The organism is Streptomyces sp. RGM 3693 (assembly GCF_050471125.1).
In the GTDB taxonomy this organism is placed as follows: domain Bacteria; phylum Actinomycetota; class Actinomycetes; order Streptomycetales; family Streptomycetaceae; genus Streptomyces.
This window is the reverse complement of record NZ_JBMPPQ010000003.1, coordinates 13,760-35,095: the sequence shown is the minus strand read 5'-3', so window position 1 is coordinate 35,095 and position 21,336 is coordinate 13,760. Positions and strand designations below refer to the sequence as shown.

At 69.1% G+C, this 21,336-nt stretch carries 17 protein-coding genes and 2 pseudogenes; 12 read left to right on the top strand and 7 right to left on the bottom strand.

The window, feature by feature from the left end; all coding sequences use genetic code 11:
- Positions 1 to 11: 11 nt before the first annotated feature.
- From ACO0M4_RS28810 to ACO0M4_RS28795, 4 genes and pseudogenes are all read left to right on the top strand, one after another.
- A pseudogene (locus ACO0M4_RS28810) lies at positions 12 to 161 on the top strand (serine/threonine protein phosphatase); the annotation flags it as partial.
- A gap of 196 nt (positions 162 to 357) precedes the next feature.
- A complete protein-coding gene (gene galE / locus ACO0M4_RS28805; RefSeq protein WP_430374010.1) occupies positions 358 to 1,353 on the top strand; it encodes a UDP-glucose 4-epimerase GalE in 996 nt (331 codons plus the stop codon).
- Positions 1,354 to 2,075: 722 nt separating this feature from the next.
- Positions 2,076 to 2,813, top strand: a complete 738-nt coding sequence (locus tag ACO0M4_RS28800; protein ID WP_430374009.1) for a hypothetical protein — start codon at positions 2,076 to 2,078, stop codon at positions 2,811 to 2,813.
- 147 nt (positions 2,814 to 2,960) lie between these two features.
- Positions 2,961 to 3,281: a hypothetical protein gene (locus ACO0M4_RS28795; protein ID WP_430374008.1), complete on the top strand. Its 321-nt coding sequence runs from the start codon at positions 2,961 to 2,963 to the stop codon at positions 3,279 to 3,281.
- Positions 3,282 to 3,343: 62 nt separating this feature from the next.
- Here ACO0M4_RS28795 and ACO0M4_RS28790 read toward each other — a convergent pair whose 3' ends face one another.
- From ACO0M4_RS28790 to ACO0M4_RS28780, 3 genes are read right to left on the bottom strand one after another with little or no spacing between them, the layout of a single operon-like run.
- Positions 3,344 to 3,559: a hypothetical protein gene (locus tag ACO0M4_RS28790; protein ID WP_430374007.1), complete on the bottom strand. Its 216-nt coding sequence runs from the start codon at positions 3,557 to 3,559 to the stop codon at positions 3,344 to 3,346.
- Positions 3,560 to 3,610: 51 nt separating this feature from the next.
- Complete coding sequence (locus tag ACO0M4_RS28785) at positions 3,611 to 4,909, bottom strand: hypothetical protein (protein ID WP_430374006.1); 1,299 nt, start codon at positions 4,907 to 4,909, stop codon at positions 3,611 to 3,613.
- A 7-nt stretch (positions 4,910 to 4,916) separates the two neighbouring features.
- A complete protein-coding gene (locus tag ACO0M4_RS28780; protein WP_430374005.1) occupies positions 4,917 to 5,429 on the bottom strand; it encodes a hypothetical protein in 513 nt (170 codons plus the stop codon).
- A gap of 181 nt (positions 5,430 to 5,610) precedes the next feature.
- Here ACO0M4_RS28780 and ACO0M4_RS28775 point away from each other — a divergent pair.
- The 8 genes and pseudogenes from ACO0M4_RS28775 to ACO0M4_RS28740 all read left to right on the top strand — a co-directional run.
- Positions 5,611 to 6,519: pseudogene (locus ACO0M4_RS28775) on the top strand (transposase domain-containing protein); the annotation flags it as partial.
- A 394-nt stretch (positions 6,520 to 6,913) separates the two neighbouring features.
- The gene (locus ACO0M4_RS28770) at positions 6,914 to 8,530 is read left to right on the top strand and encodes a Mu transposase C-terminal domain-containing protein (protein WP_430374004.1); all 1,617 of its coding nucleotides are present in this window, start codon (positions 6,914 to 6,916) and stop codon (positions 8,528 to 8,530) included.
- Complete coding sequence (locus ACO0M4_RS28765) at positions 8,527 to 9,351, top strand: AAA family ATPase (protein ID WP_430374003.1); 825 nt, start codon at positions 8,527 to 8,529, stop codon at positions 9,349 to 9,351. The genes ACO0M4_RS28770 and ACO0M4_RS28765 overlap by 4 nt, the downstream gene beginning before the upstream one ends.
- Positions 9,345 to 10,178 (top strand): AAA family ATPase, encoded by an 834-nt coding sequence (locus tag ACO0M4_RS28760; RefSeq protein ID WP_430374002.1) that lies wholly within the window; start codon positions 9,345 to 9,347, stop codon positions 10,176 to 10,178. Before ACO0M4_RS28765 ends, ACO0M4_RS28760 begins: the two co-directional genes overlap by 7 nt.
- A 71-nt stretch (positions 10,179 to 10,249) precedes the next feature.
- Entirely contained in the window at positions 10,250 to 11,641 is a 1,392-nt protein-coding gene (locus tag ACO0M4_RS28755; RefSeq protein ID WP_430374001.1) for a hypothetical protein, read from the top strand.
- Complete coding sequence (locus ACO0M4_RS28750; protein ID WP_430374000.1) at positions 11,638 to 12,447, top strand: hypothetical protein; 810 nt, start codon at positions 11,638 to 11,640, stop codon at positions 12,445 to 12,447. The genes ACO0M4_RS28755 and ACO0M4_RS28750 overlap by 4 nt, the downstream gene beginning before the upstream one ends.
- Positions 12,438 to 13,589, top strand: coding sequence for a hypothetical protein (locus ACO0M4_RS28745; protein ID WP_430373999.1), 1,152 nt, complete (start codon positions 12,438 to 12,440; stop codon positions 13,587 to 13,589). The genes ACO0M4_RS28750 and ACO0M4_RS28745 overlap by 10 nt, the downstream gene beginning before the upstream one ends.
- Positions 13,590 to 13,608: 19 nt before the next feature.
- On the top strand, positions 13,609 to 14,292 hold the full coding sequence (locus ACO0M4_RS28740; protein ID WP_430373998.1) for a hypothetical protein: 684 nt from the start codon (positions 13,609 to 13,611) through the stop codon (positions 14,290 to 14,292).
- 313 nt (positions 14,293 to 14,605) lie between these two features.
- Here ACO0M4_RS28740 and ACO0M4_RS28735 read toward each other — a convergent pair whose 3' ends face one another.
- Genes ACO0M4_RS28735 through ACO0M4_RS28720 form a run of 4 tightly spaced genes read right to left on the bottom strand, consistent with a single transcriptional unit; the run spans position 14,606 to position 21,295 of the window.
- On the bottom strand, positions 14,606 to 15,784 hold the full coding sequence (locus ACO0M4_RS28735) for a Wadjet anti-phage system protein JetD domain-containing protein (protein WP_430373997.1): 1,179 nt from the start codon (positions 15,782 to 15,784) through the stop codon (positions 14,606 to 14,608).
- On the bottom strand, positions 15,781 to 19,224 hold the full coding sequence (locus tag ACO0M4_RS28730; RefSeq protein ID WP_430373996.1) for an ATP-binding protein: 3,444 nt from the start codon (positions 19,222 to 19,224) through the stop codon (positions 15,781 to 15,783). The genes ACO0M4_RS28735 and ACO0M4_RS28730 overlap by 4 nt, the downstream gene beginning before the upstream one ends.
- Positions 19,221 to 19,811, bottom strand: a complete 591-nt coding sequence (locus ACO0M4_RS28725; protein WP_430373995.1) for a DUF4194 domain-containing protein — start codon at positions 19,809 to 19,811, stop codon at positions 19,221 to 19,223. The genes ACO0M4_RS28730 and ACO0M4_RS28725 overlap by 4 nt, the downstream gene beginning before the upstream one ends.
- Positions 19,808 to 21,295 (bottom strand): DUF3375 domain-containing protein, encoded by a 1,488-nt coding sequence (locus ACO0M4_RS28720; RefSeq protein ID WP_430373994.1) that lies wholly within the window; start codon positions 21,293 to 21,295, stop codon positions 19,808 to 19,810. The genes ACO0M4_RS28725 and ACO0M4_RS28720 overlap by 4 nt, the downstream gene beginning before the upstream one ends.
- Between the last annotated feature and the right edge of the window lie 41 nt (positions 21,296 to 21,336).

The window sequence follows — 21,336 nt, the reverse complement described above, 5'->3', positions numbered from 1 at the left end:
GAGTGCCTGCGGACTTCATCATCCGCGCCTCCGCCGCCGGCGAGCGCCCCGCCGAGGTGCTGCGGTTGCTCATCCACGCCATCCTCGACTACCAGCACAACAACCTGCCAGCCGATGCCACCATGCTGCTCTTCGAATGGCACTCGCAGCAACACCCGTGAAGGAGTATTGCGCGCTCCGACGTCCTGACAGGCCGTGAGCCCCCAGGATGCGCTGGACAGGACCACAGACGAAGGAGACGCCGCCTGATGCCCCACACACCGCACCCCGCCGCAATCGCCGCGGCTCCTGCGGAACTCCGCTAGCCTTGCTGCCGTCGCCTGCTGGGTCTGGAACGAGGCCGGGAAGAGAATCATCGTGTCTTGCCTTATCGCCGGTGGAGCCGGTTACATCGGAAGCACCGTCGCTTCGGCCTGTTTGGACGCGGGCATCACCCCGGTGATTCTCGACAACCTCGTTCGAGGACGGGCCGAGTTCACTGATGGGCGGATCTTCTACGAGGGCGACATCTCGGATGGGGCCCTGATCGACCGGATCTTCTCAGAGCAGCCGGACATCTCCGCGGTCGTGCACTGTGCGGCGTTGATCGTGGTGCCGGAGTCCGTCGAGGACCCGATCGGCTATTATGAGGCGAATGTCACCAAGAGCCTGGCGTTCGTCAGCCACCTGAACCGCAACGGCTGCGACCGACTGATCTTCAGCAGCTCGGCCTCCATCTATCAGGCCGAGGACGGCTCTTCCGTCACCGAGGACTCGCCCCTGGCGCCGCAGAGCCCCTATGCGCGGACCAAGGCGGTGTGCGAGGAGATGTTCGCCGACGTCGCCGCAGCCGGAAAGTTGCGGGTGCTGTCGCTGCGCTACTTCAACCCGGTCGGCTCCGACCCCCTGCTGCGCACCGGTCTTCAGCTCAAGAGGCCCAGCCACGCCCTGGGCAAGCTGATCCAGGCCCACCAGGAGGGCATGCCGTTCCAGGTCACCGGTGTGAACTACCCGACCCGCGATGGAACGGGTATCCGCGACTACGTGCACGTGTGGGACCTCGCCGCGGCCCACATCGCGGCGATCGACGGCTTCGACTCGATCCTGACCGCGTCGAAGCGGTCGATCGCGATCAACCTGGGTACCGGCTCCGGCACCACCGTCCGGGAGCTGTGCACAGCGTTCAACAACGTCGTGAGCACGCCTCTGGCCACGGTCGACACCGACCCGCGACCTGGTGACGTCGCTGGCGGATACACCCGAAGCGAGCGGGCCGAGAAGCTGCTGGGGTGGACGCCGAAGCTGTCCCTGGAGGAGGGCATCAGCTCCGCCCTGGACTGGATCCCGGTGCGCGACGAGATGCTGAAGGACTGAGCCGTCTCGCTCTCACCCTCCGGGGCGCCCTGGCCTTGGTGCAGGTCGGCTTCGAGGGCGAGCAGGCGTCGCATGGCCGGAGCAAGCCAGGCGACATCCCACCGGTGGTCTGCCGGTGCATCCCGATAGGCGCTGTCCTCCAGCTCGTAGAGCTCGGCGTCGAGGGAGGAGGCCGGCAGCTCCTCCGCACGGGCCAGGGCGGCCGCGGATGCCTCGGCGGCGTGCAGCTCTGACAAATCTGTTAGTGATCACTAGGTGAGTTATGTGCTGGCCTGGGGGTCTAGTGATCGTTTCAGGATTTCTTGCTGTGGTGTGGTGCGTCTCTGAGCTGGGGTTTCCGTGGAGGTTCGGAAGCTGGAGAGGCTCTGAAGTGCAAGTTCAGTGATCGTCTTGGAATGTAGTGATCGGCGCGGGATTTCTCTATTGCTGCCTGCGTGGTTCAGGTGGATTGGTCTGTGCTGGGCAGGGGGCTGGCGGGTCGTGCCTGAGTGGCGGCGACAGGGCCAGCAGGCGGCCTTGCGGGGGCGCTGGCCAGGGCTGACCGAGATGTGTCGGCCCGCGACGAGGAAGCCGTGCTTCGACGTACCGATGACGCGGGTCGATCCCGGTCAGGAGGCGGGACTGCGAAGGGGCTCAGCCCAATTGGGGCCAACCTGCGTCCGTGGTCTCGTTCATATCCGTTTCCCGGTGGGATGTCAGTGCCCGCTCATAGTCTTTCTGTCATGACATCAGCGATGCCCAAACGGCCGGTCAGTGAACTCCCGGGCGATCCCGCCCGTCTTCACCTCCACTACGGCCACGGACATCCCGCAGTGCCGTACGACTACGAGGACACCTTGGAACCCTGGCACGTCGCGGTCACCTACGGGACGGCGGGCGACGAGGAGTGGGAAGACGAAGAAGAACGGGGCGGCCACGCTCCGGCCGCGGGCTCCAAGATCGGGCACCTCATCCTGTGGAGGCTGCGTGACCACACCGGCGACAACCGGTGGGAGGTGGCGGACGCCGAATCCGGCGATCTCGAGGTCATCGTCTCAGCCGTCCTTGGCCGTTCCGGACGCACGGGATACAGCGCCGCGTTCGAGAAGGCGGTCACACATCCCGTCGGGGATCTGCTGATCCTCGACCGTGTCAGCCTCGACAAGGCGTGGAGGGGTTTCGGGCTGGGCCCGGCGCTGGCCGTCGAGGCGATCCGCCGCCTGTCCGGGGGCTGCTGTGCGGTTGCGGTGTTTCCCGGCATGGGCGAGTACCCCGAAGACCGCGAGCAGGTCACCGAGGCCTATCGCCGCCAGGCGAAGAAGAAGATCGCCGCACTGTGGGAGAGCATCGGCTTCCAGCCGTTCCGCCGCGGGGTATGGCTCCTGGACACCGCCCTGCGCCGACCGGAGGAACTCATGCAGGCCCGCCGCGCTCAACTGCGCGCGCTCGGCAGGGCCTTCCAGCAGCCCGGGTTTGTCTGAGAGCGGCCCGGCGGACGCCACGGCTGGCGCAGACGGCACCGGGGCGTGTCGGCGAGGCCGCGTACGATCCGGCTCTTCCTGCGGGCGCCGCATCGAGCGGATGACACGAACAGTGAAGGAACAGAGACAGAGGGGGAGCGGGGAACGATGGGGGAGAGGCAGCTGGTGGACGACTTCCTTGTCTTCGCCGGCGCTCCCCGGATCGGGACCCACGACGACCACTACGGTATGCCGAAATGGCCTGCCTGCGTGGAAGCGGCAATGCGCCGGCTGCGCGGCGAGGACGAGGAGTTCCTGCACGCACGGGGCGGCTTGATGACCCGTATCGGCCCCGCTCCCGGCCCCGTCACTGCGGACCTTGAGGCAACCCGGGAATTGCTGCTGGAGTCCCCGTGGGAACTGGGCGCCGAGAACCTGGGCTGGTTCGCCTGGAACCCGATCCTGCAACCACGGAGCACGACACCCTAGGCGCGGTTTCGCTAGGACGGTGACGGCCCCACGGTCCTCGGCTGAGTCCGGCTGAGGGGTGGTCAGCCCTGTTCGACAGCGATACGTGCCAGGAGTTTCAGCAGGGGCAGGTCGGCTGCCACGACATCGACTGCGTTGCCGAAGTCGTTGAGGATGAGATCCTTCTTGCCGTGTGCCAGACCGTTTCGGATGGCGTAGAGGTGCTTGGCGGTATCGATGCCGGCTGTTGTGAGAGCCTCCACACGACCAAATGCCCGTTCTTTGAGCACGGAGAACACCTCGACGGGCTCCTCGGCGTGTTCCGGGAGAAATGCTGGTGTAGGTTCCCGTTATTTCTGTCGTCCGCAGTCTGCGTGACCTGCGGCTTCGGATGGGTGTCTCGACGTTTTGTCGGTGGTTTCGTCCCACCGTTCTGTCGAATTCCTAGGGGCCGGGAACCCGCGGGTGTGGAGTTCGTGGGCTGCGGCGCTGCGGCCCTCGGGGGTGAGCGAGTAGTAGGTGATGCGACGTCCAGGACCGCGTCCGGGTGTCGCTCGACGCATCCAGCTGTCGTCGTCTTCGGGGCGGCTGGTCAGCCAGCCGGCTTGTCGGAGTCGCCGGAGCTGGTCTGAGACGGTTCCCTGCGGCAGGCCGGTCCGGGTGTGGACCTGCGCTCCGTAGAACTCCTCGTCGGTGTGGTCAAGAAGGTCCTGGAGCAGCGTGAGGGTTTCCTGGCGGATGCGGATGCGCTGGACGGCGATGCCGTCGAAGGGCTTCAGGGGGCCGCGCTTGCGCCGGTGGCGGAAGGCGGCCGTCGCGTCGGCGATCGTGCCCGCGTCGGGTAGGGGGAGCATTTGGGCGGGGGAGAGAGCATCGTGCATCAGTGTCTGGACGTCGGGTTGCTGAATGCCGCGGAGCAGTGACTTGCCGCGTGCGGTCGGGCGTTGGGGTGTGGTCTGGACGGAGCGGTGGTAGAGGTTGTGGCCGATGTCGCCTTCGAGGCGCTGGAATTGCGTGGTCAGGGCGGTCTGCATGGCTCCGAGGTAAGTGCCGGCGGTGGTGAGGTTGGGGAAGGCCATGGCGATGTGGAAGCGGTGCAGCCGGAGCCAGCCGTGAAGGGTGCCCTCGACTGCGGCGCGGATGTCGCGGGGGATGGACGTGGCGAGCTTCGCGACCATGACGGTCTGGCTGTGAACGCCCTGCGGCCGCAGGGGGATGCCGAGTTGCTGGAGTCGGCGACGGATCGTCTCGTCTTCGGTGCCGACCTGCTGGGCGATGGCGTAGGTGGAGCGGTGGTGGGTGAGGTATTGCTCGCGCAGCCAGGCTTCGTCGATGGGCAGGGGGCGGCGGGAGCGGTAGATGGTCAGTCCGACGGCTTCGGCTTGTTCGACCACGATGTGACGGGGCAGGTCGATCTCCTGCGCGATCTGGGTGAGGGTCTTTTCCTGCTGGGTGTATTCGCGGTCAAAGAACTCGGGTGTGAGCATGGCGCGGGCTCGTTCGCGCAGTCGCCAGGAGACCAGCGGCGAGTGACGGCTGGTCCATTCCTGCGGTTCGGCGCCGAGGTGTTCGAGGGCGAAACGGACGTGAGTGATGGTCGTGCCCAGTTGCTGGGCGGCATCGCGGGGAGTGCGTTGCTCGGTGAACACGATGCGCTCAAGGGCGCCCAGGTCGATGTCGGTGAGTGGCCGGCCGGCCGGGCAGGGACAGGTCGGCGGCGCACTGTTCGGGCGGCTCCCAGGTGAGGGGTTCGGCGATGCGCAGTTGGTCGAGGAGAGAGCGGGCGTGGGTGTGCAGGGCATGGCGTTGGTCGAGGGTGAGGGTGGGCAGGAACGCGAGGTAGCGGCTGCGGTCGCCGGCTGACTGCCAGGCCATGGGGTGGGCGGGGTCGGCGAGGTCGGAGCCGGTCAGCAGCTGGTGGAGGTAGCGCTGGGCCTGGACGAAGCGGGGCGTCTGGGAGGTGCTGGCGGGAGATTCGCCGGGTTGTGTCCCGGTGTCGAAGCAGAGTTGTTTCCAAGCGTCCCAGGTGATGGGCTCCCCTGGGATGAGAACCCGGCGCCGCTGGTAGTCGATGGCGCTGCCATGGTCATCGAGATGGTCGGCAAGGCGACTGAGCGCGGTGAGCACATCCGGGTGCTTCTCGATGCTCCGTCGTAGGACCAGGCCCATGGTGTCGGACAGGTAGGGGTGGAGCCCAAGGCCGGGTAGTTAACGTTTCCGCAAGTCACGCAAGCCAGTTGAGGGATTTCCGACGCAGAACAACGGAGCTCGTTGGTACAGGCAGTCGTCCAAGACAGCTTGTACTTGAGGAGCTCCGTTGCCGTTTCATCATGTCCTGCCGGCCCCGGTGATGGCCATCACCCGTACGGTCACCGTGGCCGCGGGCCGGTTCGCGCCCGGCCATCTGGGGGAGCTGACGGCTATCGTTCCGTTCGAGCTCGTCGACGCGGTCTTGTCCGAGACCAGGACGGTGCAGCGGCGGCTGCGTGATCTGCCCTCAAGGGTCGGGGTCTACTTCCTCCTCGCGATGTGCCTGTTCCCCGAGGTCGGCTACCGGCTGGTCTGGAACAAGCTGACTGCCGGCCTGTCCGGGATCCCGGTAGCCTTCCCGACCGCGAAGGCATTGCGTGACCTGCGCCGCAGACTCGGTAGCGCGCCGGTGCGGGCGTTGTTCGAAGTGCTGGCGGGGCCGCTGGCCCGGCCGACGACGCCGGGTGTGCGGTTCGGCCCGTATCGGACGGTGTCGTTCGACGGCTGCAGTTCGATCAGGGTCCCCGACTCCGAGCGGAACCGCTCTTGGCTGGGGAGGACGGCCCACCACGGCTATCCGACGGTGGAGTTGATGACGCTGGTCGAGACCGGCACCCGGGCTCTGATCGGTGCGGTGTTCGGCCCGACCGCTGAGGGGGAGACGAGTTATGCCGGCCGGCTGCTGCATCTGCTGGGACCGGACATGCTGGTGCTGTGGGACAAGGGGTTCGACGGGAACGACTTCCTCGCCGCGGTGACCGCCAGCCGCGCCCAGGTCCTGGGCAGGCTCCGCAACAACCGGCGCACCCCGGTCCTGGCCCGCCTGGCCGACGGTTCGTACCTGTCGGTGCTCGGCACCGTGAAAGTGCGGGTCATCGACGCGCAGATCACGGTGACCTGCGCGGACGGCATCGTCTTCACCGGCTCCTACCGGCTGGTCACCACCTTGACCGACGCCCGACGCTACCCGGCCACCGCGCTGACGGGGCTCTACCACCAGCGCTGGGAACACGTGTGAGGTTCGGGGAAGGCGCCACTGGGGTGTTCGGGTTTTCGTGCCATTGATGTGGGCTTGTGTTTGTGCTGGTCGGCTGGTGTTTCGGTTGATTGATTTTGGTGGTGATGTTCCGAATTTGGTGGTGGTGTGATTCCGGATCGGCGGGTGTCGCGTTCGTCGGATCTCCTTCGTGGTGTGCTCTGTAGCGCATGAGGGTGTGGGGTGGTGGGTGGAACGGGGATTTGTCACTCGTCCAGGTGGTCGCAGGGACGTGTGTCGGGGTGTCGGCTTTAGCGTCTCATCTGTCGCGCCTGTCACGGGCGTTTGCGTGAACTGCCCTGTGCAGGGCGGTAGTTGACGTCACGGAGGCTGGTGCTGTGATCACTGCTTGGTTACCGGTTCGCTCGTGGCCTCGGTGTCGGCTCCGGTGACGGAGGATGGCGATGCTCCTGGGGCCGGGGATGACGGTCTGGGGCGGCATCGGGACGAGCTGCGTCCCGCCGCGGTACGCGAGTTGCTGCGGCTGCGCGGGGCGGGGGAGTTGACGTCGGCGCATGTACGGCTGGTCGCGGATGCGGTGGGGGTGCACAAGCGGACGGTGTGGGACTGGCTCGCGCAAGCGGAGCGGACGGGCAGTGTGGAGAAGCCGGAGCGGCGCCGGTTCACGATCACTGATGAGGTGATCGAGGTCCTCGCCGATTACCAGGGCAACGTGAAGCGTGCTCACGAGCATTTGGTGCGCGTTGCGAAGAAGGCCGGCCAGAAGCCGGTCGGGTTGACGACGCTGCACGATGCGATCGCCCGGGATCTCGATCCGGGTTTCATGGCGGGCCTGCGCGAGGGGATTCCGGCGGCCCGCGGGTTCGATCCGTGTTTTCAGCGGCCGCAGGTGGCGCGGAACACGGTGTGGGAGGGGGATCACAAGCAGGCCGAGACGGTGGTGATGATGCCGGACAAGAAGCCGTCGAGGGTGTGGGTGACGTGGTTCGAGGACCGCGGTACCGGCTATGTGATGGGCTGGGCGGTCACCGCCGGCTCCGCGCACCGCGGCTCCGTCCTCGCGGCCGTTCGTGCCTCCGTCCTGCGTGAGGCGCCTTACGGCCCGGCCGGCGGGCTTCCGCGCCTGGTCCGTGTCGACGGCGGCGCGGACTTCCTCTCCAAGACCGTCCTGCGTGCTTTCGGGCTCCTTGGTGTACCTGTGCACCGGGTGCGCAGTGCCCGTCACAAGGGCGGTATCGAGCGGTTGAACCTGACGAGCATGACGCGGTTCTTCGCTGATCTGCCCCGCTACACGAAGGCGCCCCGGCTCGATCACCGGCGCCGCGTCGGAGACCAGGACCCGCCGCTGACCTTCGAGGCGTTCGTGGGCCTGCTGGGGGAGTGGGTCCACCGGCACAACACCGAGCACGTCCTTGAGCGCATCGGGATGACGCCGCTTGAGGCCTGGCAGTCCGATCCCGCCGAGATCCGGCCCGAGCTGCGCGCCTTCATGCTGGAGAGCGACAACAAGGTCCACAAGATCACCAGTCACGGGGTCGAGTTCGCGGGCCGCTACTACATGCCCGAGAACGGGGTGGGGCGGATCGGGCTCGAGGTGCGTGTGCGGTGGATGCCGCACCACGCCCACGAGATCGATCTGTACACCTTCCGTGGCAACCGCTACCTGGGGCGGGCCTTCCTCAGTAACGAGGCCAGCGAGGAATTGCGTGCCAAGGTGCTCCTCGAGCGCGACGAGCACAGCAAGGCCTTGCGCCAGGCCCTGAAAGGCTCCGCCGAGCGCCGGCGGGAGCGGCACCTGCCGTCCACCGAGCCCGAACTGCCCGTCCGCGCGATGCGGATGACCGAGGCCGAGGCCCGCGCCGAACTCGACGGCGCCGCTTCGCCCGTCGTACCCCGCCGCCGTACACAGCCGTACCGGCCCCTGACTCCTGTCCCGGCTGCGTGGAAACGCCCCGGTCAGGACTCCACCGACATCGCATCCACCGACACTGCATCCCAGGACTCCAAGGACGAGGTCTCGTGACAACTGCCCCTAAACGCAAGCACATAGGCCAGCGCCGCCAGCCGGCCGCCGCTCCGGCGAGCGAGGCATCCAGGCGCCGTCCCGACCTGCGCCCGCAGCACTTTCTCGGTCTGAAGGACTCCACGCTGGTCGCCACGGACACCCTGCTGCAGATCAAGGACACGGTCATCGACACCGTCGAGTCGCGGGCGATGTCTGTGATCTACGGGGACCCCGGGCTCGGCAAGAGCTTCTCCACGCGGGCCACGATCCAGGAGATGAACCCGGACCTGATCCTCCCGCTCGACTTCGCCCGCTCCCGGCCCGGGCCGAAGGACCTGCGCGAGGAGCTGTTCCATCAGATGCGGCTCAACTGCAAGATGCCGGGGACGCCGACCGCGTTCGACAAGCTGCTGCGCGAGTCTCTGCCGCGGCGCCCGTATGTGATCGTGTGTGATGAGGCGCAGCAGTACCGGCGGGAGAATTTCGAGTTCCTGCGCAAATTGTGGGACAACTGCGATCCCCAGCCCGCCATCGTGTTCGTCGGCGGCCGTGAGGCCTACGAGACGCTGCAGAGCGACCCGGCGCTCGCTTCCCGGATCTACATCCGCTTGGAGATCCTCGCGATGACCGAGGACGAGATCCTCAAGACCGTTCCCGACTCCCATCCCGTGTGGCGCGGCGTGGACGAGGCGCTGCTCAAGCGGATCGACACCCAGTACGCACTCGGCTCGTTCCGTGAGTGGGTCAAGGTCACCAAGCATGTCCTGAAGGGCATGGAGTACCTGGGGGCCGAGGCGGTCGACGAGGCGGTCGTGGACTGGGCGCTGGGCCGATGCTGACCACCGAGTCCACCGGGCCTTCTGCGCGGGCCGTGTGGGGCGAGGCGGCCGCGGCCGGGCCGTTCGCCGTCCTGGATGACGACGCTGACTCATCCGGCCTGCATTTCCTGCGCGTTGAGCAGATGCGCACGCTGCTCACCCCCGGCATGCTCGCCGTGGGCGCCGCGCTCGCCGACGCCGCCTCCGAGCGCCGGTTTGTGTGCGTGCTGGGCGACGTCGGCATCGGTAAGACCTTCGCCGTCCATGTGGCCGGCCGCCGTCTTGGCGACCTGCTTCCGCTCGAGCTGCGGGCGCAGCCGGCGCCGGCGGACCTGCGCCTGGCCCTGCATCGGGCACTTCGGCTGCCCGGTGGGGCGCCGGCTGATCCGGGGGCCGCGGACACACTGATCCGCCACGCTCTGGCCGATCGGCCGCGGATCGTCGTGGTCGAGGATGCCCACCGGCTGTCGGCGTCCTGCATGGAGTACCTGCGTTTCCTGCACGACGGTGTCGCGGGCGGGCTGTGCGTGGTCCTCATCGCCGCCCGACGCGGCGAGAGGCGTCTGCGCGCCCAGCGGATGCTCGCCACCCGCACCGCCGGCTGGCTGCGCCTTCAGCCGCTGACCCGTGATCAGATCCCGGTGGCACTGCCCGCGTTGCACCCGGTGTGGCAGGGCGTCGATGCCGGTGACCTGCTGGCGCTGGACGCCCGGCTGGCTGGCGGCGCGCTGCTGCGCTGGACCCTGATCACCCATCACACCCTGCGGCTGATGGCCCGCGCCCAGGCCGCCATGCCCGATGCGCGGCTGCTGCAGGTGGTGGCCGACCGCATCGACGGCGGACGGTGACCTTGACGATGACCTCGCCCGCTCCCGTTCCCGCGCCGGCCGCCGCCCCAGCATCACCGGCGGGAGGACCGGTGCGACTGCTCCTGGACACCGACGACGACCGTGCGGTGCACCGGGCCGCCTGCCGGTGGGCGGACGCGGCTTGCGGCAAGATCACTGCCGACCCCACCCCGCACACCACCAGCCCCGCCTACCTCGCACTGGATGTGCTGCGCGCGATGGGCCGCCTCGGGTTCTCCCGCGAGGGCGCGGAGCGGATGTCCACCGACCCGGCCTGGCGGGCGGTGACCTGCTGGAGCCTGGCCACCGATGTACGGGAGGTGATCGTGCTGCGCGCCCACCGTCTCACCGTCGAGCGGCTGAGCCGCTTGGCCGCCTGGCGCGCCGAGACTGGCATCCGCCTCACCCTTCTCGCCCATACCCCTCAGCCGGCCGACATTCGGCGCCTGACGGAGCAGCTCACCGCCGCCCAACTGACGGACGTGGCGTGTGTGACGGGTACGGCGGCAGTCCTTGACGCGATCGGGCCGGCCGTCGCCGACCGCCGTACCGGCCCGCCTCCACTCGATCATGTGCAGCCGCTGCCTGCCGTACCGCGCAGCTCAGTTGCCGCCTTCCGGGCCCAGTGCTGGCGCCGTCAGAACGGGGCCGACTTCGCGCGCACGGATGCCCAGTACCGTGCCGGCTACGCCGCAGCCCGCACCTGGTTCTCCCGCACCCTGCCCCCGAAGCCGTCACCTGCCGGCGGCAGCAGCGATGAGACCGGCCACCCGGCCGAGTTCACTGAACCGACCGCCTTCGACCTGCGGGAAACGGAGGCGCTGCGGTTGTTCCTGTCCCGGCTGACGGTCTCAAGCCCCAGCCCCGAGCACACCGTGGCCCGTGTCCGTGGCGCCCAGGCGGGCCTGCTGACCTGTGCGGTGCTGCTGAACGTGCCCGACGACCTCAATCGCCGTGCGGGACCGGGGATCACCACCGTGCCCCTGACCCCGCACACCGTGCACACGATCACCACGCATCTGCCCAACCCGCTGCGCGCCGCCGCGATCGCGGCCCTGCTGTTCACCGGCACCGCGGCGCCGGTGCTGGCGATGACCCAGATCACCGGTGTCGACGCCACGCATATCGCTATCGACCGCGACGCACGGATCAACATCGGCGCCCCGCCCGCCCCGCGGCACCTGTACGCGATCCCGCCCCGCGCCCGCCCGCTGCTCGCCGCCGCGCTCGAATTCCGCCGCCGCACCCCGCGCACCGCGCCCGCGCACGGCCTGTTCGCGAACTGCTTCGGCACCGCACCCCGCCTTCAGGCCCTGATCGCCGACGCGGGCCTGCCGGTTCCCGCCCTTGACCACCCGCACACCGACAACGACTGGCACACTGCTGCCCGCGGCTGGCACCTGCACACCCCCGCCCCGATAGCCCCTCAGGTCCTGCCCCGCCTTGGGCCGGTGCGCCCATGAGCGGCCAACTCCCCTCCGGCGAGCGGGACATGACGGACGTGCTCGCCTTCGATCTGGAGTTCTGCCGCCAGCGCTCCCAAGAGCGCCATCTCACCGACGGGGACCTGGCCGCGCTGTGCGGCATCCCCGTCGCCGACTGGGGCAGGCGTCTTACCCCGCACACCCTTTCCGCCGCGGCCCTGTTCGCCCTGGCCCGCGCCCTGGACACGTCCCCCGAGTCACTGCTCGACTCCGGGCTCGCCCGCCCGCTCTCTCGCCCGGCGGCGGGGGCGGCCGAGCCGGCCACCGTGCTGCACGCAGCCCTACTTGAGACCGGCCCGTTGCACCCCGACGATGCGGCCTCGGCCCTTCAGTGGCCGGCACGCCAACTGCAGCGGGCCGCACAGGACCTGGCCGCCCGGCTCGAGCAGCAGGCGGGCCCGCACCGGCTCGTCCACACCGACACCACCCTCCACCTGGCCCCGCAGCCCGGCCTGCTCACTCCCGAGCAGGAGCAGAATCTGCACGAGGGCGGTCACACCGCCGCCAGTCTCAGCCCAGGCGAGGCCGCCGCCCTGACACACCTGCTGCACACAGCCGCCCGCGGTCTTGTCCCCGCCGTGCCTGCCGGGCAGATCCCGCGCCTGGCCGCACGCGGGCTGCTCGCCCCCGACGACGGCAGGCAACCGGCCCCGCACCCGGACGTGTTGTTCGCCCTCGGCCTGGCCGCACGTCCCCTGCCCGCCACCGGATCGGTCGCCGATGCCGAGGCACTCGTCCCCGCGGCGACCGGTACGCCACCGCCCGGGAAAGGGGCATGGCGATGACGACGTGCGAGACGGCCGCGGGGGAGCGGGCCACCGGCCCGTGGCGTCCGGCGTGGTCACCCGGCGGCACCCGCCCCGGCCTGCCCCCGCTCACCGTGGTGCACGACCGCGGCGACGACTACGCCTTCATGGCCGCCGCCCTGGCCGCCCACACCCCCGCCCACGGCCGAATCACCGTTCACCCCACCCCGGTGGCGAGCGCCCCCGCTTCGCTCGCCCACGACCTGCTGCGCAGTCTGGGCAAACACCTCCCAGTGGACGGGAGCCCAGAGGCCGTCGGCTGGGCGGCACAGGCCGAGATCGCCTGGCGCGCGGTAGCCGCCTGGATGTCCGTGCTGCGCATCGGCCACATCGTCGTCACCCGGGCCCACCGCATCAGCTCCCGGCACTTCGAACCCCTCCTCGCATTGCGGGAGTTGACCGGGATACGGCTGACCCTGCTGTGCCACGGACCGGTGCCACCCGCCCTGGCCGCCGCCCTGCCGGCGCTGGCGCACGAGCAGGTGCACACCCTGGCCGCGGCCCGCCACGCCCTGGAGGCCGCCGAGCCGTACGGGGCACCCGCTCCCGGCCGGTTCGTGTGGTGGGAGGCCACCGCGCAGTTCCCGCCCCGCCCAGGTGAGCCGTGTTTCCTGCTGCCGGTACGGCGCAGGCCCTCCCGCACCGATATCGAGGCGGCATCGAAGCGTCTGGGCCGCACCGTGCTCCCGCTGCCCGCGGCCGGCCGCTTCGGCCCCGAGCCGGATGAGCACACCGCGCTCCTCGCGCACCGGCTGCATGCGCGCATCGCTCACCCCGTCCACGCCGCGGCGCTGGCTCTGCGCATCCTCACCGGCCGCCCGGCCACCCAGCTGCCCGGCCCCGCCGCGTCAGGGGCAGGCGCCCGGACACCCTCCGGCCACCCGGCGGGGACACCGTCGTGGGCCGCAGGCTTCATCGCGGCCGGGCGCTGCTTCGGGAACCTGGACCGGCTGTGCGGCGAGGGTCCGCTGCGGCTGACCGGCTGGGACCAGGCGGCCGTCGGCGAAGCCGCCCGCATCTGCGCGCTGCACGAGCCCGAGGCGTCCGGCTTGCGCAGAGGACGAGCCTGCGCACGGCCGGGCAGCACACGCAAGAGCCGTTCCATCCCGACAACCCGCTGACAAAGATCAGGGAGCAGAGATGAACGAGCCGGACCCCGAACTCTTCGACGCGATCCGCCGCGATCACCGTGGGGGCGAGAGGCTGCCCGAGTCCCTGGCCGAGCGCCACGGCGTTGATCGCCGGACGGTCATGGAGGCGATCACGACCGTGCTGCCCATCACGCTCGACATCCCGGCCGACGAAGAGCAACTGGGCGAGGTCCGCCAGTGCTTGGAGATGCTGCTGGAAAAGGACCAGGCCAAGGCACCCGAGCAGCGCCGTGGAGTGTTCGAGCTGTACCAGGAGCTGACCTTGTGCACCGGCAGGTGCCCGGTGTCCTACCGGTGGGTGTGGCAGTACATCACCCACTACCGTGCGCGGCACGCCGGCGCCGGTCCGGCCGAGACTCGGTCCTACGAGCACACCTGGGCGGGCGCCACCGGCTCGGGCAAGGCGGAATTCGTCACCGAGCTGATCACCGATGCGGTGCGTGACCTGGCCGGCCTGGCCATCGAGGGGGCGATGCCGGCCGTGGACGGCGCCGAGCTCGGCCTGGTCAGTCTCGGCGCCGCCCGCGCTCGTATCGACCAGGCCCTGCACGAACTCGCGCTGACCGGCCTGATCAGCGGTCTCACCCACGCCCGGATGAGCGCCTTCACCCACATCCCCGAAGACGACCTGGTCCAGCGGGTCGAGCACTACCACCGCCTCATGACGACCTGAACCCCTGCTCTGCTTCGCCCTCGGCCAGCGGTTCGCCATTCCAGGTCTCGGTCACTGCCGGGGTTCGTCGAGGCTGGTTGTTGTCGTCAGCCTGCAGAGGTTGCCCGACGGGCTGCCGGTCAGCGCTGGCGGGTGACGAAGTTTCCGGGTGCGTTTGTCGTGCTCGGCCGCGCCCCGTACGCTGCGGGCCTCGTCAGGGCGGAGGCCGGAGCGCAGGGAGCTGCAGCCCCTCGCCGGACGGACGCGGGAGTGGCCTTGTCCTCGACGGCCACGGTCCTGGTCCGCGGCCGTCCGGTGTTTGCAGCCTCGGGTGTCATTCCTGGTGCCGCGTCAGAGCCTCTCGCACGGCGGTGATGGCGATGCGCTCCTGCTCCAGGCGCAGGTGCGGCCGGTAGACGCCGGTCCGCAGGTCCTGGTCGAGGTGGGCCTCCTCGGGGGTGAGGTGTGTCAGGCCGCCGCGTGCCTGTGTCTTCTCCTGGCCCCAGTGGGACTCGTGGGCGAGGAGGGTGGCACGGTCCATGAGCAGTGACGTGGTGTGCGGGAAGCGTCCTCGGACCTGGTCGAGGATGGCGAAGCCATGGGTGTCGATGTCGCCCCAGTAACAGAGGTCGACATCGTCGAGCCAGGGCAGATGACGCAGCAGGGCGGCGGCGTATCCGGAGCCGAGGATGGCGATGGCGTCGGGGACCGGCGGCAGGGAGAGGTAGGTGATCTCGTTCTCGAGGACGAAGACGGTGCGCACCCCCAGGGGCCAGTTGGCCAGTTCCTCGGCGCGGACGGTGAGTTCGCTGAAGGGCAGGGGAGAGGCGCCGAGGTAGCGCAGGCGGATGTAGATGGGCTTGGTGCGAAAGCCGTAGCGGGCGACGAGATCGCTCTTCGGTGCGCTGGTGTTGACGCGGCTTTCAGGGAGCACACAGTCGAGGAGTTCGGCGAGGATTCCTTTGTTGGTCTCGATGAACTTGGTGTCCACGCCCGGGGTGTCGATCTCGCGCAGGTAGACCGCCTCGGTGTCGTGGTCGCGGATCCAGCACGTGGTGCGCACGAGCCGGTGCCAGTCTGCCGCGTGGGCGAGGACCTTCATGGGATGGTCGGCCATCCACCGTGCGATGCCGGGGTCCTGGCGTGCGGTCTGCTCGTGCAGGGTGTGGAAGTGGTCGACCTGGGTGGTGACGCGGAGCAGCGTCCAGAGGCGGTCGCGGGTGTCGACCCAGGCTCGGGCCGGGACGGTGTTCGACGGGATGCCGTTGCGGCCTCCGATGGATTTGGTCTGGATGCGCAGATGGGGGTTCCGGTCGGGGGCCCAGCACTGGGCCCAGGCGAGTGCCTGCTCGTAGTGCTGCAGGGCGTCGGTCGCGGTCGGGCCCTTCAGCGGCACTCCGATGGGTTCGAAGGGGTGTCCGCCCGCGGCGGCGGTGAGGTAGCGGCCGCTGGTCCACTTGCGGCGCAGGGTTTGCACCACATGCTCGGGGCGGGTCCATTCTGCCGGGGTCACGGCTGCTCCTTCGGGGGCTGGTTCGCCTGCTGGGCTGCTGCCTGCTTGTGGGCGCGGAACTCCTCGATGGTGAGGTTGTTCAGGCGGGAGCGGGTCTTGTCGGGGCGGTCGACGTAGCCGACGCGGGTGACGTGGGGCTCGATGACGTGGAGTTTCTGGAGCGGGGTGACGACGAGGAGTTGCAGGCCCAGGCGCTGGAACAGGTCGAGGGCGAAGTGGGCGGAGGGGTCGTCACCGCGTCCGAAGGCTTCGTCGATGGTGACGAAGTGGAAGGTCCTGGGTTTGACGGCGGTGGGGTCGATGCGGAACTGGTAGGCGAGGGAAGCCGCGAGGATGGTGTAAGCGAGTTTCTCCTTCTGGCCGCCGGACTTGCCGCCGGAGTCGGAGTGGACCTCGTACTCGGCGTCGTCCTCGCGGTTGAGCTCGCTGGCGGAGAAGTCGAACCAGCGCCGCACGTCGGTGACCCGGGCGGTCCACTCCTTGTCGAGACGGGTGTGCTCCGGGCGGCCCTTGAAGCGGTCGAGGAGCGCCTTGACCTGGAGGAACTTCTCTTCGGTATACGCGTCATCGGCGTCGTTCGAGAGCGCTTCGCTGGTGCAGGCCCGCAGGTCGTGCTGGAACTCGCGGACCTCCTTGTTCGGCGTGGGGGCGGCGTTGAGCCGGATGTAGCGGCCCGGGTTGTAGTCGATGCCGGCCAGCGAGGTGTTGATCACGTCGATGCGCTCGCGGATCTGCTGCTCCTGAGCGCCTAGATGGGCCTGGAAGGAAGCGATGTCGCGGATGACGTTGGTGCGCAGGTACAGGAGGAACTGCTCCTCGAACCGGGGCAGGTCCTCGTCGGTGAGCCGGCTGTGCAACGCGCGGTAGCCGTCGGCGGATTCGATGGTGTTGTCCAGCTCGGCGGTGTGGACCGGGTACCTGCCGCGGAAGGCGGTCATCAGCCCCGCTGCCTGGCTGCCGGCGTGGCGCAGGGCGTCGTGGCGGCTGCCGCTGCTGCGCAGCAGACGTGCTTCGGCATGGCGCTCGGCTTCGTCCAGCATCTCCAGGAGGCCGTCGCCGTCACCGTCGGCTGCGGGCAGGAACTTCCTCAGGGCTTCTTCGTGCTCCGCCAAGCCGTCGAGGTCGCACTGTGCGAGGAACGTGGTGGTCCTGCCCAGCAGGTCGGCGATGTGCTGGACGTCGCGGCGCAGGCCGCCCAGTTCCTCCTGCCCTGTGGTGAACGTCTTGCTGCTCTGTACGATCTCGTCCTCGGTCCGCTGGAGCTGTGCGGTGAGCTTGTCCAGACCGGCTTCTGCCTCCAGGGCGCTCTTCTGCTGCTCGAACTGCTCGATGTCCGCGACGGTGCTCTGCCAGTCGAGTTCCGTGTAGGTGTCGACGCTGGCCAGCAGGGTGAGGGCGGCACTGGTTCCGGCGCGGGCCCGCTGCTGCTTCTCGAGTTCCCGGGTGGCTGTAGTGATGTCGGCGCTTTCGCGGGTGAGGCGGGTAGCCTCGGCGAGGAGGGCGTCGAGCTTGGCCTGGTTGCTCCAGCCCAGCACCCAGTTGCGCCGGTCGTCGATGCGGTGGGTGTCGTTCTTCTCGTGGCGGCCTCCGCCGCCCTTGACAAGGCCCTGCCGGGTGACGGCGGGCCGGGTGGCGCGGGCGAACGCGTCCAGATCTTCGGCGCACAGGTAGTCGGCACGCGAGCGCAGCCGCGCGGCGAGCCAGTCGTGGGCCCAGCTGTCGGACTTGAGCTGGAGTTTGCCGGTCAGCAGGGCGGGGTCGTCCGGGAGCGTGGTGAGGGGTGTGTGGGCGGGGACCTGGTAGTAGACCAGTCTGAGGCCCAGGTGACGGCCGTTGACCCAGGCCGAGACGGTGTCGTAGTGGGCGTGGGGGACCAGCAGGGACAAGGCGAACCCGTGCAGTACGCGCTCGGCGGCGCCGGCCCACTCGGCTTCGTCGTCGCGGACCTGGATCAGCTCGCCGGCGAACGGCAGGACCTCGTCGGAGACGCCCGTGGCGGTGGCGAGTTCGCGGCGCAGGGCCAGCAGCTGGGCGGGGATGCTGGAGCGCTGCTGCTGCAGGCTGGTGATCTCGCGCCGCAGCAGGTCGGTCGCGGTGGTGTTGTCGTGGCGCGCGACGGCGAGATCGTCGAGCTTCCCGCGGGCCTGCTGCTCTTGTTCCTCGGCCCGGGAACGGGCGGTGGAGATCTGGTCGGTGCGCTCGCGGAAGGAGGCGGCGTCGGTGACGGGATCCATGCCGGCCTGCGCGAGCCAGGTGCCGTACTCGGTGGCGCGCTTGCGGCGCCGTTCGCGTTCGCGGCCGAGCTCTTCGATCCGGCCGGTCAGGGAGATGAGCTTCTCCCCGCCAACGCCATCGATACGGCGCCGGAGGCCATCAGCCGTCCCGCGCAGCTGCTCCAGCTGCCGCTCGCGAGTGGACTGCAGTTCCTCCAGTTCCGCCGCACCGGACATCAGTGTGGTGTGACGTGTAGTGAGGAGCCGGTGGCGGTGCTGGGCGAAGAACGCGGGGACGGCATTGCGGCGCCTGTCCAGGGCGGTGATCTCCCCCTGGACGGTGTCGTACCGGTTGCATGCCACCACGATCGGCGTCAGGTCCTCGATCATCCGACGGGCCCGGACGACTTCGTTGTGGCTGGCGGTGAGCGCGTCGAAGTGGGCGACGATCTTGTCGACGGCCGTCTTCGCGTCGAACGGCTCCAGCATCCGCTCGCGGACGAACTCGTCCAGGCTGCCCACGGCCTTCATCGACACCGTCTGGTGGAACAGGTCCAGGGCCTGCAGGCTGGGGATGCCCAGGCCTCTGAGCAGTGCCTTGCCGTACTGGGTGTATGTGCTGCCGTGGAGGGTGGCCCCGCGTTGTTTCAGCTGCCGGCGCAGGTCGGTGATGTCGGTGCCGAAGCCGGTGAAGTCGGTGTCGATGGACAGCGGTGCCTCGGCGGTGAGGTAGATCCGCTCGGGCTGCCCGGTGCTGGTCGGGGAGGCCCAGTAGAAGACCTGTGCGAGCGTGAGGTGGGTGCCGAGGGCGTAGTTGGTGAAGACGCCCAGGATCACGCTGTAGGAGGTGTGGTCGCGCAGCCCCACGGGGCGTGTGGTGTCGGAGGCATCGACGCGCTCGTTCTTGTGATGGCCGAGGACGTAGGACCGCAGGTCGCGCTCCCTGGCGTCGGCGCCCGCCGCCTTGTTGTAGGCGATCTTGTGGGCGGGCAGAAGCAGCGTGGTGAGCGCGTCCACCAGGGTGGACTTGCCCGATCCCACGCCCCCGGTGAGCAGGGCGCAGTGCCCGTCGATGGTGAAGGTGCAGGTGGTGCGGTGGAAGGTGCCCCAGTTGAGCACTTCCAGGCGGGCGAGCCGGTAACCGGGGCCTACGTCGAACGTGCCGGCAGGCTCTGCGGTCGTTGCCTGCCGTGGGATGAGCGCTGCCGGGTCGGTGGTAAGGGTCATGCGTCGTCCTTGGCCGTGGTGGAGGCAGCGTCGCGGTAGGTGGCGAGGAGGTCGTTGAAGTCGTTGAGGGCCTGGGCGTCGACCAGGGCCTTGATGTGGCGGCGGACCTCGTAGGCGCCGGTCTGCTTCGTCTGGCGCAGTGCCTTGAGGTCGACGAGCTTCTTGATGTGGGCGTCGATCTGGTCGACGAGCTGGGCTTCGTTGCTGCGCGGTGGGAGGAAGCCGCGGATCATCTCGACCAGGTCGTCACGGGTGAGTACCAGGCGCGGGTCGGCGGAGTCGGCGTCGCTGTCCGCGAGTCGTCCGCGCAGCAGGACGAGCATCAGGCTGACGGGGAACGAGAGCCGGTGTCGGGTGACCAGCCGCGGCACCGGGACGCCGTCGTCACGGGAATCGAGATCCTGCTGCCGGACGTAGGCGTAGCCCTCGGCGCGGTCGATGACGACGTCGAGGCCGATCACGCTGAGGTAGTCGCCGATCGCCGCCTGCTGGCTGACGATCTGCTCCCAGACGGCAGGGGCATCGCTCTGATAGAGCACGCCCGCCTTCAGCAGGTGGACCACGGGGACGGCCAGGGCGTCGCTCACTGATGCTCCGCCTTTCCGGCGGCGGTGCCGCCTTCGTCGCGTACGAACGTCACATGCGGCACTCTCGCCTGCGTGTGCCCGGGCACGTGGACACGCGGGTAGACCAGGAGGTCGGTGCGGTCCGGGTCCACGATCATGTCCAGGCCGGGGTGCTCCACCTGGAAGTAGGCGAGCAGTTCCGCGAGCCCCAGGGTCAGCGGGTGGTCGTCGACGATGACGGCCAGGTTCGCCTGGCCGCTCGGGCTCGCGGCGACCGCCTCCAGGACATGACCGGTCAGCGCCTCGGTGTCGACGTGGACGCCGGAGAAAAGCTCGGAGATGTCCACCTCCGCGTCGTCGGATTCCTCCACCGCGGCGGTGTCCAGCTCGATGCGTTCGACCGGCATGTACAGCCGTCGCTCCATCGGCAGCGTCCGATGTGCCTGAGGGACGTCCAGCGTCATGCCGGGCAGGTCGGCCCGGCCTTCCAGGGCGGTGACGTGATGCTGGATGGAGCGCACCAGTGCCAGGACGCGGCGGTCCTCTGCTCGGCTGCGGTCGACCAGGAAGCGGCGCAGCTGCTCGGTCAGCTGCCGGACCGTGTCCTGCGTGTTCTCGGCCGCCTCTAGCCAGGCGAAGGGGATCTTCAGCAGGCTTTGGCTGGCCCTGCCTTCCAACTGCGGCAGCTGGTTGACCTGTTGCAGCAGCTCCCGTAGTTCCTGCTGGCGGCGGGGGGAGAGGAGGTAGTCGAAGAACGCCTGGAAGCTCTGTCCCTGATCGGACCGGGCGATCTCGTCGCGGTCCAGCAGGAACGCGGCCAGTTGCTCTCCCTTCCCGCCCTCGGCGGTGGCGACCTGGTGGCGCAGACGTACGTCCAGTTCCCGGAGATTGGCCTCCACTTCGCGGAAGTCCCGCAGGAGTTCGACCGCGGTGCTCTCCACCTGCTGGTAGCGGTCCAGCAGTGCGAGCGGGGACAGCATGTCGACCTCACCGACGCGCAGCCGTGCGATCTGGGCGTCGATCGCGTCACGCTCCCGGCGCAGTTCGTCGATGCGTGTCTGCGGATCGGTCTCCGTTCCGAACGCCATCTGCCGCAGGAGCGCGACGATGGTGTTCAGGCGGGACTCGGTCCCGATGAACGAACGTGCGGGCAGGTCCCGCACCCAGGCCACGGCCTTCTCGAGGGCCGCAGTCGCGTCGAAATGCGCCTCGTCCTCCCCAGGCGGGTAGTACTTGCGCAGCCAGCCGTTCTTCGTCCATTCCGCCAGATAGGCGTCGGCGGATCGGGGAAACGAGCCGGGCTTTTCCTCGTTGAGGAGGTAGAGCCGGTCGTCGAGCCGGGACTCCAGTACGGTTTCCGGCACACCGCGCGCGTTCTCGTCGACGAACACCGTGCCGCAGAACGACAGCACCAAGGCGGCGTTGTCCGCACGCAGCAGCACCCATGCCGGATGGCGAACAAGCTCCGTGACCTGGTCGAAATCCACGCAACCCCCCGATCGCATGCAACATCTGTCCCGCTCTGGGTACGGCAGATGAATTCACT